General features: G+C 66.9%; 13 protein-coding genes. 2 read left to right on the top strand and 11 right to left on the bottom strand.

Going from position 1 to position 13,684, the window contains the following annotated elements:
• Positions 1–12 precede the first annotated feature (12 nt).
• From ispG to ndk, 4 genes are all read right to left on the bottom strand, one after another.
• Positions 13–1,317: a flavodoxin-dependent (E)-4-hydroxy-3-methylbut-2-enyl-diphosphate synthase gene (gene ispG, locus WT53_RS18530; RefSeq protein ID WP_034207441.1), complete on the bottom strand. Its 1,305-nt coding sequence runs from the start codon at positions 1,315–1,317 to the stop codon at positions 13–15.
• A 112-nt stretch (positions 1,318–1,429) separates the two neighbouring features.
• A complete protein-coding gene (locus WT53_RS18525) occupies positions 1,430–2,446 on the bottom strand; it encodes a helix-turn-helix domain-containing protein (protein WP_034207442.1) in 1,017 nt (338 codons plus the stop codon).
• A gap of 163 nt (positions 2,447–2,609) precedes the next feature.
• Positions 2,610–3,749, bottom strand: a complete 1,140-nt coding sequence (gene rlmN, locus WT53_RS18520; protein ID WP_034207443.1) for a 23S rRNA (adenine(2503)-C(2))-methyltransferase RlmN — start codon at positions 3,747–3,749, stop codon at positions 2,610–2,612.
• A 55-nt stretch (positions 3,750–3,804) separates the two neighbouring features.
• Positions 3,805–4,230, bottom strand: coding sequence for a nucleoside-diphosphate kinase (gene ndk / locus WT53_RS18515; protein WP_034207444.1), 426 nt, complete (start codon positions 4,228–4,230; stop codon positions 3,805–3,807).
• Positions 4,231–4,479: 249 nt separating this feature from the next.
• Between ndk and WT53_RS18510 the strand changes: the two genes are divergently transcribed.
• Positions 4,480–5,178: a Bax inhibitor-1/YccA family protein gene (locus tag WT53_RS18510; protein ID WP_034207445.1), complete on the top strand. Its 699-nt coding sequence runs from the start codon at positions 4,480–4,482 to the stop codon at positions 5,176–5,178.
• A 64-nt stretch (positions 5,179–5,242) separates the two neighbouring features.
• On the opposite strand, the gene rlmD is transcribed toward WT53_RS18510, so the two are convergent.
• A complete protein-coding gene (rlmD, locus tag WT53_RS18505) occupies positions 5,243–6,640 on the bottom strand; it encodes a 23S rRNA (uracil(1939)-C(5))-methyltransferase RlmD (RefSeq protein WP_080747776.1) in 1,398 nt (465 codons plus the stop codon).
• Positions 6,641–6,861: 221 nt separating this feature from the next.
• On the opposite strand from rlmD, the gene WT53_RS18500 reads away from it, so the two are divergent.
• Positions 6,862–7,716: an endonuclease/exonuclease/phosphatase family protein gene (locus WT53_RS18500; RefSeq protein ID WP_034207446.1), complete on the top strand. Its 855-nt coding sequence runs from the start codon at positions 6,862–6,864 to the stop codon at positions 7,714–7,716.
• Positions 7,717–7,747: 31 nt separating this feature from the next.
• Here the strand turns inward: WT53_RS18500 and WT53_RS18495 are convergent, their stop codons facing one another.
• The 6 genes from WT53_RS18495 to WT53_RS18470 all read right to left on the bottom strand — a co-directional run bounded on the left by WT53_RS18495 (position 7,748) and on the right by WT53_RS18470 (position 13,649).
• Positions 7,748–8,524, bottom strand: coding sequence for a 3'-5' exonuclease (locus WT53_RS18495; RefSeq protein ID WP_034207447.1), 777 nt, complete (start codon positions 8,522–8,524; stop codon positions 7,748–7,750).
• Positions 8,525–8,527: 3 nt separating this feature from the next.
• Complete coding sequence (rpoS, locus tag WT53_RS18490) at positions 8,528–9,616, bottom strand: RNA polymerase sigma factor RpoS (protein ID WP_034207448.1); 1,089 nt, start codon at positions 9,614–9,616, stop codon at positions 8,528–8,530.
• An 11-nt stretch (positions 9,617–9,627) separates the two neighbouring features.
• Positions 9,628–10,530 carry a peptidoglycan DD-metalloendopeptidase family protein gene (locus WT53_RS18485; protein WP_034207449.1) on the bottom strand — a complete coding sequence of 301 codons (903 nt, stop codon included), beginning with the start codon at positions 10,528–10,530 and terminating at the stop codon, positions 9,628–9,630.
• Positions 10,531–10,535: 5 nt separating this feature from the next.
• Complete coding sequence (locus tag WT53_RS18480) at positions 10,536–11,468, bottom strand: protein-L-isoaspartate(D-aspartate) O-methyltransferase (RefSeq protein ID WP_034207919.1); 933 nt, start codon at positions 11,466–11,468, stop codon at positions 10,536–10,538.
• Entirely contained in the window at positions 11,465–12,226 is a 762-nt protein-coding gene (gene surE, locus WT53_RS18475) for a 5'/3'-nucleotidase SurE (protein ID WP_034207450.1), read from the bottom strand. The genes WT53_RS18480 and surE overlap by 4 nt, the downstream gene beginning before the upstream one ends.
• 217 nt (positions 12,227–12,443) lie before the next feature.
• Positions 12,444–13,649, bottom strand: a complete 1,206-nt coding sequence (locus tag WT53_RS18470; protein WP_034207451.1) for a CaiB/BaiF CoA-transferase family protein — start codon at positions 13,647–13,649, stop codon at positions 12,444–12,446.
• Between the last annotated feature and the right edge of the window lie 35 nt (positions 13,650–13,684).

Below are 13,684 nucleotides of genomic sequence, written 5' to 3'. Positions count from 1 at the left end.
TGTGTGGACGAATTAGTTCAGGGCCTCGGTGCGGCCGTAATTGCGTGCGACGTAGTCGCTGACGATCTGCTGGAATTCCTCGGCGATCCGCTCGCCGCGCAGCGTCTTGACCTTCTCGCCGTCGATGAAGACGGGCGCGGCCGGGTTCTCGCCCGACCCCGGCAGGCTGATGCCGATGTTCGCGTGCTTCGATTCGCCCGGGCCGTTGACGATGCAGCCCATCACCGCGACGTTCATCTTCTCGACGCCCGGATATTCCTTGCGCCAGACCGGCATCTGCTCGCGCAGGTAGGTCTGGATCTGCATCGCGAGTTCCTGGAACAGCGTGCTCGTCGTGCGGCCGCAGCCCGGGCACGCGATCACCATCGGCGCGAACGAGCGCAGGCCCATCGTCTGGAGGATTTCCTGGCCGACGATCACTTCGCCCGTACGCGGCGCGCCCGGCTCCGGCGTCAGCGAGATGCGGATCGTGTCGCCGATCCCTTCCTGCAGCAGCACGCCGAGCGCCGCCGTCGACGCGACGATCCCCTTCGAGCCCATGCCGGCCTCGGTCAGCCCGAGGTGCAGCGCGAAGCCGCAGCGGCGGCCGAGTTCGCGGTACACGGCGATCAGGTCCTGCACGCCGCTGACCTTGCACGACAGCACGATGCGGTCGCGGCCGAGGCCCAGCTCCACCGCGCGTTCGGCCGAGCCGATCGCCGACTGGATCAGCGCCTCGTACATCACGCTCTGCGCGTCCCACGGCTGCGCGCGCGCGCCGTTTTCGTCCATCATGCGCGCGAGCAGGTCCTGGTCGAGGCTGCCCCAGTTCACGCCGATCCGCACCGGCTTGTCGTACTTCGCCGCCGCCTCGATCATCTGCGCGAACTGCGTGTCGCGCTTCGCGCCCTGACCGACGTTGCCGGGGTTGATCCGGTACTTCGACAGCGACTCCGCGCAGCCCGGGTAGTCGCGCAGCAGCAGGTGGCCGTTGTAGTGGAAATCGCCGACGAGCGGCACGGTCACGCCCATCCGGTCGAGTTGCTCGCGAATCGCCGGCACGGCGGCCGCGGCTTCGGGTGTGTTGACCGTGATGCGCACCAGTTCGGAGCCCGCGTTCGCGAGTTCCTTGATCTGGATCGCCGTACCGATCGCATCGGCCGTGTCGGTATTCGTCATCGACTGCACGCGCACCGGCGCGTCGCCGCCGATCGTCACGAGTTGCCCGCCCCAGCGGACATCCACCGCATGCGATACACGGCGCGGCTGATGCCCGCCGAACACCGGTTCGGTTGAACAAATCTGACTGCTGCGTGGGGATTGAGCTTCGGATTGCATCGATAGATCCATTTACGCGGAATGCGCCGCGACACGGCGCATGAATTGAAAAAGCGCCGTGCCCTCACGGCCTGCCGATATCGACGGCAAGCCTTCGCCACGGCGCTTGACATCAGGGCAACGTGAACCGCGCCACGTTACCCCGCGCTGCCGAATATTTTGCCGGATCGACCGGTTTTCCGTCGAACGCAACCGCGTCGAGACCGGCCTTGTTGCCGATCGTGACCTTGAACGGCCCGTCACCGGCAACCTGCTTCGTTTCGCCGGCGCGCACCAGCGCCGAGAACAGCTCCTTGCCGTTCTTGTCGCGCACGCTGAACCAGCAATCCTGCTTGACCTTCAGTTCGACCATCGACTGGCCTGCCGCCACCACGACGCTCGCCGGCTCGGCCGGCGCGGCCGTGCTTGCCGCCGCCGTTGCCGCCACGGGCTGCGATGCGGCAACCGTCGCGACCGGGGCCGCGGGCGCCGGGACAGCCGACGCGATCGGCTGCGCCGGGGCAGCCGATGCGGCAGCCGGGGCCGGAACCTCATTCGCAACCGCCGCCGACGCGCCATTCGCGGCCGCTTCTTCGGCGGACGACGATGCCGCCGCCGCGCTCGCGGCCGATGCATGTTCGGCGTCGCTGCCCTTCAAGCGTGCGAGCAGACTCGACGAATCGCCGCCAGTGTGCCACATCAGTACGGCGACCACCGCGACGATGACGATCCCCGTTCCCCACAGCCACGGATGGTGGCGCGACGAGCCGCCCAGCGGAATCGACACGCGGCCGCGCGGCAGATCCGTGCCCGACGACGCAGGCATCGACAGGTCGACTTCCGGCACCCCGCGCTCGCGGCGCAACGCCTGCGCGAACGGTTCCGGATCGACGCCGAGCATCTTCGCGTAGCTGCGCACGACCCCGAGCGCGAACGTCACGCCGGGCAAATGGCTGATGTCGCCGGCCTCGAGCGCCCGGAGCTTTTGCGGAGCGACCTTGAGTCGCGCCGACACGTCGTCGACCGACCAGCCCTTCGCCTCCCGAAGCTGCGCCAGCCGGCTGCCGACCGCCGCCAGCGATTCCAGTCCCGCCGGTGCCGGCTTCGCGGCATTCGTCTCTGCGCCGTTAGACGGCTGCGGCTCACTCATCCTTGTCCTCGCGTCGATTCTTCTTCACTGGCGGCTGCCGCCGGCTCCTGCCGGCCGGCATCCGCAACGGTTCATGCCATGCGCGGCGCCGAGGCGCCGCGACCGATCGCTATTCGCGTGTTGCACCGCCAAAGGGTTCGGGCACCCCGGCCAGGCGCCCCCGTCAAACTGCCCGAACTTCGATGATTTTTCCTGCTGCGCCCGTTCGTTCCGCGAGGCGTGTACGATCCTTCACCGCGCCGGCCAGTTGCCCGCACGCGGCGTCGATGTCGTCGCCGCGCGTCTTGCGCACGGTCGTGACGACACCCGCGTCGATGAGGATCTGCGCAAAGCGCTTGATCTGCTCCGGCTTCGAGCGGATGAGGCCCGATTCCGGAAACGGATTGAACGGGATCAGGTTGAACTTGCACGGCACGTCGCGCGTGACGGCCAGCAGTTCGCGCGCATGCGCTTCGGTGTCGTTGACGCCGTCGAGCATGCAGTATTCGAACGTGATGAAGTCGCGCGGCGCGACTTGCAGATAGCGCTGGCACGCAGCCATCAGCTCGCGAAGCGGATACTTCTTGTTGAGCGGCACCAGCTCGTCGCGCAGCGCATCGTTCGGCGCATGCAGCGAAACGGCCAGCGCGACCGGCAACTCGGCGCCGAGGCGGTCCATCATCGGCACCACGCCGGACGTCGACAGCGTGACGCGACGGCGCGACAGGCCGTACGCGTTGTCGTCGAGCATCAACCGCATCGCGGGCACGACCGCACTGTAATTCAGGAGCGGCTCGCCCATGCCCATCATCACCACGTTGGTCACGACCCGTTCGGCCTTGCCGTTCGGACCGGGCGCGCGGCCCAGCGACGCTCGCAATGCAAATTCGGCCATCCGGAGCTGGCCGACGATTTCGGCTGTCGACAGGTTGCGGGAGAAGCCCTGCTTGCCCGTCGAGCAGAAGCGGCAGTTCACCGCGCACCCGGCCTGCGACGACACGCACAGCGTGCCGCGCGTCTCCTCCGGGATGAACACGGTTTCGACCGCATTGCCGTTTCCGACGTCGATCAGCCACTTGCGCGTGCCGTCGGTGGAAACGTGATCGCTGACGATGTCCGGCATCACGATCGATGCGCGGCCCTTGAGCTTCTCCCTCAGGGACTTCGCGAGATCGGTCATGCCGTCGAAATCGCCGGCGTTGTACTGGTGGATCCAGCGCTGCAACTGCTTGGCGCGGAACGGCTTCTCGCCCAGGCTGCCGCAGTACGCGACAAGACCCTCGGCGTCGAAGTCGAGAAGATTGACGGAAGTTTCGCTCGTCATGATGTGCTGCCTTGCCGCGTGCGCTGAATCCTGCCTACTTGCTGTCAGCCAGGGCTTAACGCGAGTAAACGTTCATTTCCGGGAAGAAGAACGCGATTTCGATCGCTGCCGTTTCCGCAGCGTCCGAGCCGTGCACGGCGTTCGCGTCGATGCTGTCGGCGAAGTCGGCGCGGATCGTGCCCTTTTCCGCCTTCTTCGGATCCGTTGCGCCCATCAGGTCGCGGTTCTTCAGGATCGCGCCTTCACCTTCCAGAACCTGGATCATCACCGGGCCCGAGATCATGAAATCGACGAGGTCCTTGAAAAACGGACGCGCTGCGTGAACTGCGTAGAACTTCTCTGCGTCGGCACGCGACAGGTGCGCCATGCGCGCTGCGACGATCTTCAGGCCGGCGCCTTCGAAACGGCTGTAGATCTGGCCGATCACGTTCTTTGCCACCGCATCCGGCTTGATGATCGACAGGGTGCGCTCGATTGCCATAAAAACTCCAAAAAATTAAGAAGTTACAGGTTCAAATGAATCCGCTATTGTAGCACGATCCCGTGTATCATTGCGATTGAACCCTTACACGAATGAAAGGTTCAGAATCCATATGTTTTGTGCCGTCGATCCATTGAAACCTCGCGGCACGGAACGTATCTTAGCCATAGCTGCCCCGGTTTGCTGCGCCGCACATCCCGCGCGCCGGACCGGCCCCGGACGCCCACGCGTTCAATGTTAGGAGAAACCATGAACGACTATCCGTACAATTTCGGCCGCGGCGGTTCCGTCAGCACCGCCGCGGTGCGCAACCGCGTGCTGCGGAACACGTACTGGCTGCTCGCGCTGTCGATGGTGCCGACCGTGCTGGGCGCCTGGGTCGGCGTCGCGACGGGCTTCTCGCTGTTCGCGGCCACGAGCCCGATGATGAGCCTGCTCGCGTTCTTCGCGATCGCGTTCGGCTTCATGTTCGCGATCGAGCGGACCAAGAACAGCGCGGCCGGCGTGTTCGTGCTGCTCGGCTTCACGTTCTTCATGGGCCTGATGCTGTCGCGGCTGCTGAGCTTCATCCTCGGCTTCTCGAACGGCCCGTCGCTGATCATGCTCGCGTTCGGCGGCACCGGCATCATCTTCGCCGCGATGGCGACGATCGCCACCGTCAGCAAGCGCGACTTCTCCGGGCTCGGCAAGTGGCTGTTCATGGGCGTGATCGTGATCCTGCTCGCGTCGGTCGCGAACATCTTCCTGCAACTGCCGGCGCTGATGCTCACCGTGTCGGTGCTCGCGATCGCGATCTTCTCGGCTTACATGCTGTTCGACGTCCAGCGCGTCGTGAACGGCGGCGAGACGAACTACATCTCGGCCACGCTCGCGATCTACCTCGACCTGTACAACGTGTTCACGAACCTGCTCGCGCTGCTCGGCATCTTCGGCGGCAACCGCAACTGACGTTCGCGGCGCACCATGAAAAAACCGGCCCTCGGGCCGGTTTTTTTTACGTCCGGCGCCCGGCTCAGTCGCGCTCGAACAGCGCGATCGATTCGACGTGCGACGTATTCGGGAACATGTTCACGACGCCGGCGCCCTTCAGCCGGTAACCGGCCTCGTGCACGAGCAGGCCCGCATCGCGCGCGAGCGTCGACGGGTTGCACGACACGTAGACGATGCGCTTCGGCAGCGGGCCTGTGCCACTCTGCGCGATCTCGGCCAGCGCCTTCGATACCGCGAGCGCGCCTTCGCGCGGCGGGTCGATCAGGAACTTGTCGAAGGCGCCGAGTGCGCGGAGGTCGTCGCCCGTCACTTCGAACAGGTTCCGGCACGCGAACGTCGTGTGGCCGTCGACACCGTTCTCGCGTGCGTTCGCCAGCGCGCGCGTGGTCAGCGTGTCGCTGCCCTCGATGCCCATCACTTCGCGCGACAGCCGCGCAAGCGGCAGCGTGAAGTTGCCGATCCCGCAGAAGAGGTCGAGCACGCGATCGTCGCGCGACGGCGCGAGCAGGCGCAGCGCCCGCCCCACCAGCACGCGGTTGATCTGGTGGTTGACCTGCGTGAAGTCCGTCGGCTTGAACGGCATGCGGATGCCGAATTCCGGCAGCGTGTAATCGAGCGAGACGTCGAGCGGATAGAACGGCGTCACCGTGTCGGGACCCTTCGGCTGCAGCCAGAACTGCACGTTGTGCTCGTCCGCAAACGCGCGCAGCAGCGCTTCGTCGTCCGCGTTGATCGGCTCCAGCACGCGCAGCACGAGCGCGGTGACCGACGAGCCGACCGCGAGTTCGATCTGCGGCATCCGGTCGCGAATCGACAGCCCTTCGACGAGCCGGCGCAGCGGCACGAGCATTGCCGACACGTGCGGCGGCAGCACTTCACAACTCGTCATGTCGGCGACGTAGCTGCTCTTCTTCTCGTGGAAGCCGACCAGCACGCCGCCCTTCTTCGCCACGTTGCGCACGGTCAGGCGCGCTCGGTAGCGATAACCCCACGACGGACCGTGGATCGGCGCGAACATCGTTTCCGCACGCAGCTTCGCCAGATGCCACAAATTGTCTTCGAGCACGCGCTGCTTGACCGCCACCTGCGCGCGCATGTCGAGATGCTGCATCGAGCAGCCGCCGCAGGTGCCGAAGAATTCGCACTTCGGCTGCGTGCGCAGCACGCTCGGGCGCAGAATGTCGACTACCGTCGCCTGTTCGTAGCTCGGCTTGCGGCGATAGCTCGAATAGGTCACGCGCTCGCCCGGCAGCGCGCCTTCGACGAAGATCACCTTGCCCGGCTGACCGTCCTCGGTCATCGTGCGGCCGACACCGCGCGCTTCCATGTCGAGCGATTCGATCTCGAGAACCGGGGCGGGCCCGGGCGCGACGGGCGCGTTTTTCGATTTGCGCGCAGAAGTGGGGACGGCTTCGGACACCAGCTTTTCCTGACAAACGTTGAAGAAGGCGAGATTGTAGACGACGAAGGCCCCCGCCGCGCGCTTTGGATGAGGCAGGCGTCGAACTTGCGCACGGACAGCGCTGTGGTGCGCCCGGTCCATGCGATGCGGCTTCGGGATGCACCTGCGGCGAACCTGGCCGCAAATCGCGCCGGGGCAACGCCCACGCCCCGACAGTCCGCCCAACAGGAGATTCGACCATGCGATTGATCGACTGGAACATCCAATGGGGTCGGGACGCGGACGGCGTCGTCGATCTTTCCCGTACCGTCGCGGCCATCCGCCAGCTCGGCGATTTCGACGTGCTGTGCCTGCAGGAAGTCACGCGCGGCTTCGACGCACTGCCCGGCCGGCCACGCACCGACCAGTTCGCCGAACTCGCGACGCTGCTGCCCGGCTATACGATCGTCGACGCCATCGGCGCCGACCTGCCGGCCGTCCGGCCGGGCGCACCGCGCCGCCAGTTCGGCAATGCAATCGCGACGCGGCTGCCGGTCGGGCGCGTGCTGCGCCAATCGCTGCCGTGGCCGGCCGACGCCGGCGCGCCGTCGATGCCGCGCGTCGCGCTCGATGTCGAGTTGCAGGCGCCCTTCGGGGCATTGCGCGTGGTCACCACGCATCTGGAGTATTACTCGGCGCGCCAGCGGCTCGCGCAGGTCGATGCGTTGCGCGACCGGCATCGCGAGGCTTGCGCGCACGCGAACCACCCCGCTCCCGCCGAAACCGCCGACGGGCCTTTCAGCGCGACCGGGCAACCGCGCGATGCGATCGTCTGCGGCGATTTCAACAGTGCATTCGACGGCGACGCGTACCGGCGCTTCCTGGAGCCGATTGCCGACACGCCGGGTTTCGTCGACGCGTGGGTCGCACGGCATCCCGGTCGTACACCGCCGCCGACGGCCGGCGTCTACGATACGGCGCAATGGGCGGACGGGCCGCTCGCGTGCGATTTCGTGTTCGTGACCGACACGCTGTTGCCGCGCGTCATCGGCTGCGAAGTCGACGGCAACGTACGCGCGTCCGATCACCAGCCGGTGCTGCTCGAACTGGCCTGATCGCGCCGGTTGCGGGCACGAGCGGCCCGCGCTATCCGTCGAAGCCCGCCAGGTATTCGACCCAGTGCGCGGCCGGCTCCTGCGCAAGCGCGTTCTTCACGAGCAGGATCTCGTCCGCGTACTCGCTCGGCGTCAGGCCGCCGCGCATCAACTGGAACCGGCAATACAGCAGGTAGGTGTTGACGACGTCGGTTTCGCAATAGTTGCGGATTTCGTCGATCCGCCCGTCCTGGAACGCCGGCCATACCTGGCTGCCGTCCATCCCGAGCTTGCCCGGAAAGCCGCACAGCTTCGCGAGCGCATCGAGCGGCGCGTTGGCGCGCGCCTGATACATCGCGAGCACGTCCATCAGGTCGGTATGCCGCGAGTGATAGCGCGAGATGTAGTTGTTCCATTTGAATTCGCGGTCGTCCTCGCCGAGATCCCAGTAGCGGGTGGCGGGAATGCCGTGCACGAGCGCGCGGTAATGGAGGACCGGCAGATCGAAACCGCCGCCGTTCCACGACACGAGCTGCGGCGTGTATTTCTCGATCACGCGGTAGAACGATTGGATCAGCGTGGCTTCGCTGTCCTGCGGCGTCCCGAGGGAGCGCACGCGAAAACCGTTGTTGTCGCGGAACACGCACGAGATCGCCGCGATCCGCTGCAGATGGTGCGGCAGGAAATCGCTGCCGGTCTTCTCGCGGCGGGCGGCGAATGCGTGTTCGGCCACCGCGGCATCGTCGAGCGTCGCAGGCAGGTCTTCCAGACGGCGAATGCCGTCGACATCGGGAATCGTCTCGATGTCAAAAACGAGAATCGGAGTCATCGGTTACAGAACGGCGTCCTTGCGCACGCCGTTGGAGGCGAAGAACCGCTTGAGGCGCACCAGCGCTTCCTGCTGGATCTGCCGCACGCGCTCGCGCGTGAGCCCCATCTCGTCGGCCAGCTCCTCGAGCGTCGCCGGTTCGATGTGGTTCAGCCCGAAGCGGCGCTCGATCACGTGCCGGTGCTTGTCGGACAGCCGTGACAGCCAGGCGCGCGTCAACGTTTCGAGCTCGCGGTGCTGCACCTCCGCGTCGGGCGACTGGCTCTGGTCGTCGGGCAGCAGGTCGAGCAGGCTGCTCGCCGGATCGAGGTCGAGCGGCGCGTCGAGCGACGCCGTGTGTTCGTTGAGTGCGAGGATATCGGTGACTTCCTCGGCGGTCTTGCCGGTGAGATAAGCGATGTCGTCGATGCTGGCTTCGCGGCGCTCGGCCGCCTCGCCCGTCGACATCGAATTCTTTTCGAGATGGCGCTTCGCGCGCAGCACTTGATTCAGTTCGCGGATCACGTGCACGGGCAGGCGCACCGTGCGCGCCTGGTTCATGATCGCGCGCTCGATGCTCTGCCGGATCCACCACGTCGCGTAGGTCGAGAAACGGAAACCGCGCGTCGGGTCGAATTTCTCGATTGCGTGCATGAGGCCGAGGTTGCCTTCCTCGATCAGGTCGAGCAGCGGCACGCCGCGGTTCAGATACCCCTTCGCGATACTGACGACGAGACGCAGGTTGCGCTCGATCATCACCTGCCGCGCCTCGAATTCGCCGGCCTTCGCGAGGCGCGAATAGCGCTGCTCTTCCTCGACGGTCAGCAACGGCTTCACGCTGATGCGGTTCAGGTAATGCTGGATCGTATCGGCCGTGAGCTCGGCCTGCAGCAGCGTGCGGAAATCGTCGACGTCGGGCGCCGCTTCCGGGCGGCCTTCGCGCTCGTCGTCGCCACCGTCCGCTTCGCCGTCGCGTACCTCGAGCTCACGTTCGTTTTCCGCGACGTCGTCTTCGTCGTCCGTCGAAGCAGCTACTCGCCCCACCGATGCTTGCGTGGCACGACTGATCTTCTCAGACTCGGCTTGCGGCTCGTGGCGCTTCGATTTCGGCATGGTCGTCTCGGTTATTGAGGCGGCAAATACTTCAGCGGATCGACAGGCTTACCCTGTCGGCGAACCTCGAAATGCAGCATCACGCGGTCGGCATCGCTGTTACCCATCTCGGCGATCTTCTGCCCCTTCGTTACCGCGTCCCCCTCTTTTACCATCAAAGCGCGATTGTGTGCATACGCCGTGAGGTAAGTTGCATCGTGTTTGATGATAATGAGGTTGCCGTAGCCGCGCAGACCGTTGCCGGAGTAAACGACGCGGCCGTCTGCTGCCGCCTTCACGGCCTCGCCGGCCGTCCCGCCGATATTGACGCCCTTGTTCTTCGCATCGTCGAACCCGTTCAGCACGGGGCCGCGCGCGGGCCATGCGAACGTCACGGGGCCGCTCGGCGCGGCCGCCGTATCGCTCGAGCCCGTGGCCGCAGCCGGCGGCGTGGCGGCGAGCGCGGACGACGTGCCGGCCGGCGTGGCCGGACCGCTGCTCAGCGGTGCGGTCGCGACCGCACCGCCGACGATCGGCGCGGTGGCCGGCGCGCCCGCAGCCGGTACGCCCGCGACCGCAGCGCCGCCCGGCGGCGCCACGCGCAGCAACTGGTCGACTTCGATCTGGTTCGGGTTCGCCAGATTGTTCCACGACGCGATGTCGCGATAGTTCTGCCCGTTCTCGAGTGCGATCCGGTACAGCGTGTCACCCGGCTTCACGCGGTAGAAGCCCGGCGGCGGCGGGCCGAGCGGCACCGCGGGCTGTGCGGCGGCGGTCGTGCCGAGCGACCCGGAGCGGTCGACGACGGGCGCGTTGTCGAGCCGCGTCGCACAGGCGGCCAGTAACGTGGAGAACGCAGCCACACAGATCGCGCGCTGGGCGAGCGTGAGCGGTTCCCTGGATCGGTTGTTTTGCATCGCGCGCAACATACTCATCGGTTTCAAATCACTCCGGATTTTAAAGGGACAAAGAAAACGCGATCAAGCCGGGACTCCCGCCATTGCGCGTGCGCGACGCGCTCGACGAGCGTGAGCACCTGGTGCTGCCCGCTCTGCGCGCCGACCGGCGCGACGAGCCGCCCGCCGATCGCGAGCTGCTCGAGCAGCGCCTGCGGCACGTCGAGCCCCGCGGCCGCGATCACGATCGCGTCGAACGGGGCCGCGGACGGCAGGCCGACACGCCCATCGCCGTAGTGCAGACGGATGTTCGGCACGCGCAACGGCCGCAGGTTCAGCTTCGCGCGCTCGTAAAGCGGCTTGATGCGTTCAATCGAATACACGTCGCGTGCCACGTGGCTCAGCACGGCGGCCTGATAGCCGCAACCGGTGCCGATCTCGAGCACGCGCTCGAGCGTGCGGCCGGCCATCGCGAGCTCGATCATGCGCGCGACGACCGACGGCTTTGAAATGGTCTGCTGGTGGCCGATCGGCAGTGCCGAATCCTCGTAGGCCTGTGTCGCGAGGCCGGGATCGACGAACATGTGGCGCGGCACCGCGGCCATCGCGTCCAGCACGCGCGCATCGGTCACGCCGTTCGCGCGCAGGCGTTCGACCATCCGCTCGCGCACACGTTCCGACGTGAGCGCGAATGCGCCGGCCGGCGCGACGCTCGGCGCAGCCGGCTTCGGCAGCGCCGGCTTCAGCACGGTCGGCTTCGGTGCGGTGGCCGGCTTCGCGGCGGCGACACCCGGCAGCGGCGCCCGCGCGGCGGCCGGCTTCACCGCAACCGGTTTCAGCACGGCTGCGGGTTTGTCGGCGGCCTTCGACATCGCGCCCGCCGCCTGACGTTCACCGGCCCGACCTTCCGACTTGCGTGGCGCTCGCTTGAGATCTTCGAGCGCGAGCGGGAACCGCTTCGCGCGCTCGCCGCTCATGAAGCCCGCCCTCCGGCGCGCGCCCATTCGCGCGTCGCAGGTAGCATCTGCGTATGCGTGAGATCGAGCTGCAGCGGCGTGATCGACACGAAACCGTTTGCGACGGCATGGAAATCGGTGCCCTCGCTGGCGTCCAGCGCCTCGCCCGCGGCGCCGATCCAGTAAATCGGCTCGCCGCGCGGGTCGGTCTGGCGAATCACCGGCTGCGACGGATGACGCTTGCCGAGGCGCGTGACTTGCCAGCCCTTCAGTTGGTCGTACGGCAGGTTCGGAATATTGACGTTCAGCAGCGGCTGGCCGGGCAGCGGGTGCGCGAGGTAGTGCGCGACGATTTCCGCGGCGACGCGCGCGGCGTCGGCCAGATGGGCCCAGCCCTTGTCGACCAGCGAGAACGCGATGGCCGGCACACCGAACATGATGCCTTCGGTCGCGGCTGCAACCGTCCCCGAATAGAGCGTGTCTTCGCCCATGTTCTGGCCGTTGTTGATGCCCGACACGACGATATCCGGCCTCGCATCGGCCATCCCGGTCAGCGCGACGTGCACCGAATCGGTCGGCGTGCCGTTCACGTAGAAGAAACCCGTACCCGCTGCGCGCTGCACCGACAGCGGCCGCGACAACGTGAGGGAATTCGACGCGCCGCTGCAGTTCTGCTCGGGCGCGATCACCGTAAGCTCGGCCAGCGGCTGCAACGCTTCGCTGAGCGCGGCGAGACCGGGGGCGAGATAGCCGTCGTCGTTGCTGAGTAGGATTCGCATCCGGCGATTGTAACCGAGGAAAGATGGCGCGAGAGCGACAGTCCGGCCACCGTGGACGGGCGGGTATACGCATGGGCACGCGATGCGCCGCCGCGCTGCGCGGCGGCGTTCTGCGCACCGGGGAAAACGCCGGGCCGCCGGCTTTTCCGCCCGGAGAAAATCTCCTCGGAGATGCCATCGCCGAGAAGCCCGGCGCGAAGCGCCAGACCGGTTGCGCTCAGATCGCGCCCGCCTCGCGCAGTGCGGCAATCGCCTGCCCGTCGTAGCCGAGGCCGCGCAGCACCTCGTCGGTGTGCTCGCCGAGCGCGGGCCCGAGCCAGCGCGTTTCGCCCGGCGTGTCCGACAACTTCGGCGTGATGTTCGGCAGCGGAATGTCGGTGCCGTCGACCAGCTTGAAATGCTGGATCATCTGGCGCGCGACGAACTGCGGATCGGTGAACATGTCGGCGGCGCTGTAGATGCGCCCGGCCGGCACGTCGGCCGCGTTGAGCACGGCGAGCGCCTCGTCGATCGTGCGCGGCGCGAGCCACGCGGCGATCGCGTCGTCGATTTCTTGCGTGCGCGGCACGCGCCCGTCGTTTTGCGCGAGCGCGGGATCGTCGGCGAGGTCGTCGCGCTCGATCGCCTTCATCAGCCGCTTGAAGATCGGATCGCTGTTGCCGCCGATCACGATGCTGCCGTCGCGGCATGCATACGTATTCGACGGCACGATGCCCGGCAGCGACGCGCCGGTGCGCTCGCGCACCATCCCGTACACGCCGTACTCGGGCACCACGCTTTCCATCATGTTGAAGACGGCTTCATACAGTGCAACGTCGACCACCTGCCCCGCGCCGCCGTTGACCTTGCGGTGATGGAGCGCCATCAGCGCACCGATCACGCCGTGCAGCGCGGCGATCGAATCGCCGATCGAGATGCCGATGCGCGGCGGCGGCAGATCCGGATAGCCGGTGATGTGGCGCAGCCCGCCCATCGATTCGGCGATCGCGCCGAAGCCGGGCCGATCGCGGTACGGGCCCGTCTGCCCGTAGCCGGACAGGCGCACCATCACGAGGCCCGGATTGTCGGCCGACAGCACGTCGTAGCCGAGCCCGAGCTTTTCGAGCAGGCCCGGACGGAAATTCTCGATCACGATGTCGGCCTCGCTCGCGAGCTGCCGCGCGATCGCCTTGCCGGCGTCGGCTTTCAGATTGAGCGTGACCGATTTCTTGTTGCGCGCCTGGACCGACCACCACAGCGATGTGCCGCCCTGCTCCGGGTGGAGTTTGCGCCACTTGCGCAGCGGGTCGCCGCCGTTCGGATCCTCGATCTTGATCACTTCCGCGCCGAATTCGGCGAACAGCCGCGACGCGAACGGCCCCGCGATCAGCGTTCCGAATTCGAGCACTTTGACGCCCGCGAGCGGGCCCTGGCTGACGCTCATGTGTCTCCCTGGCATGAGGAACGGCGCCGCCGGCA

The organism is Burkholderia sp. MSMB2157WGS, assembly GCF_001532755.1.
In the GTDB taxonomy this organism is placed as follows: domain Bacteria; phylum Pseudomonadota; class Gammaproteobacteria; order Burkholderiales; family Burkholderiaceae; genus Burkholderia.
Note: the sequence above shows the minus strand (reverse complement) of the source record. Positions and strands in the feature narration are given on the sequence as shown.

Excerpts from the sequence above, each read along its gene's own strand:
- WT53_RS18525 (WP_034207442.1), bottom strand. The coding sequence starts at position 2,446 with ATGAGTGAGCCGCAGCCGTCTAACGGCGCAGAGACGAATGCCGCGAAG.
- WT53_RS18480 (WP_034207919.1), bottom strand. The coding sequence starts at position 11,468 with ATGAGCGGCGAGCGCGCGAAGCGGTTCCCGCTCGCGCTCGAAGATCTC.
- WT53_RS18485 (WP_034207449.1), bottom strand. The coding sequence starts at position 10,530 with ATGAGTATGTTGCGCGCGATGCAAAACAACCGATCCAGGGAACCGCTC.
- WT53_RS18500 (WP_034207446.1), top strand. The coding sequence starts at position 6,862 with ATGCGATTGATCGACTGGAACATCCAATGGGGTCGGGACGCGGACGGC.
- WT53_RS18495 (WP_034207447.1), bottom strand. The coding sequence starts at position 8,524 with ATGACTCCGATTCTCGTTTTTGACATCGAGACGATTCCCGATGTCGAC.
- rpoS (WP_034207448.1), bottom strand. The coding sequence starts at position 9,616 with ATGCCGAAATCGAAGCGCCACGAGCCGCAAGCCGAGTCTGAGAAGATC.
- rlmN (WP_034207443.1), bottom strand. The coding sequence starts at position 3,749 with ATGACGAGCGAAACTTCCGTCAATCTTCTCGACTTCGACGCCGAGGGT.
- WT53_RS18510 (WP_034207445.1), top strand. The coding sequence starts at position 4,480 with ATGAACGACTATCCGTACAATTTCGGCCGCGGCGGTTCCGTCAGCACC.
- WT53_RS18470 (WP_034207451.1), bottom strand. The coding sequence starts at position 13,649 with ATGAGCGTCAGCCAGGGCCCGCTCGCGGGCGTCAAAGTGCTCGAATTC.
- ndk (WP_034207444.1), bottom strand. The coding sequence starts at position 4,230 with ATGGCAATCGAGCGCACCCTGTCGATCATCAAGCCGGATGCGGTGGCA.
- surE (WP_034207450.1), bottom strand. The coding sequence starts at position 12,226 with ATGCGAATCCTACTCAGCAACGACGACGGCTATCTCGCCCCCGGTCTC.
- ispG (WP_034207441.1), bottom strand. The coding sequence starts at position 1,317 with ATGCAATCCGAAGCTCAATCCCCACGCAGCAGTCAGATTTGTTCAACC.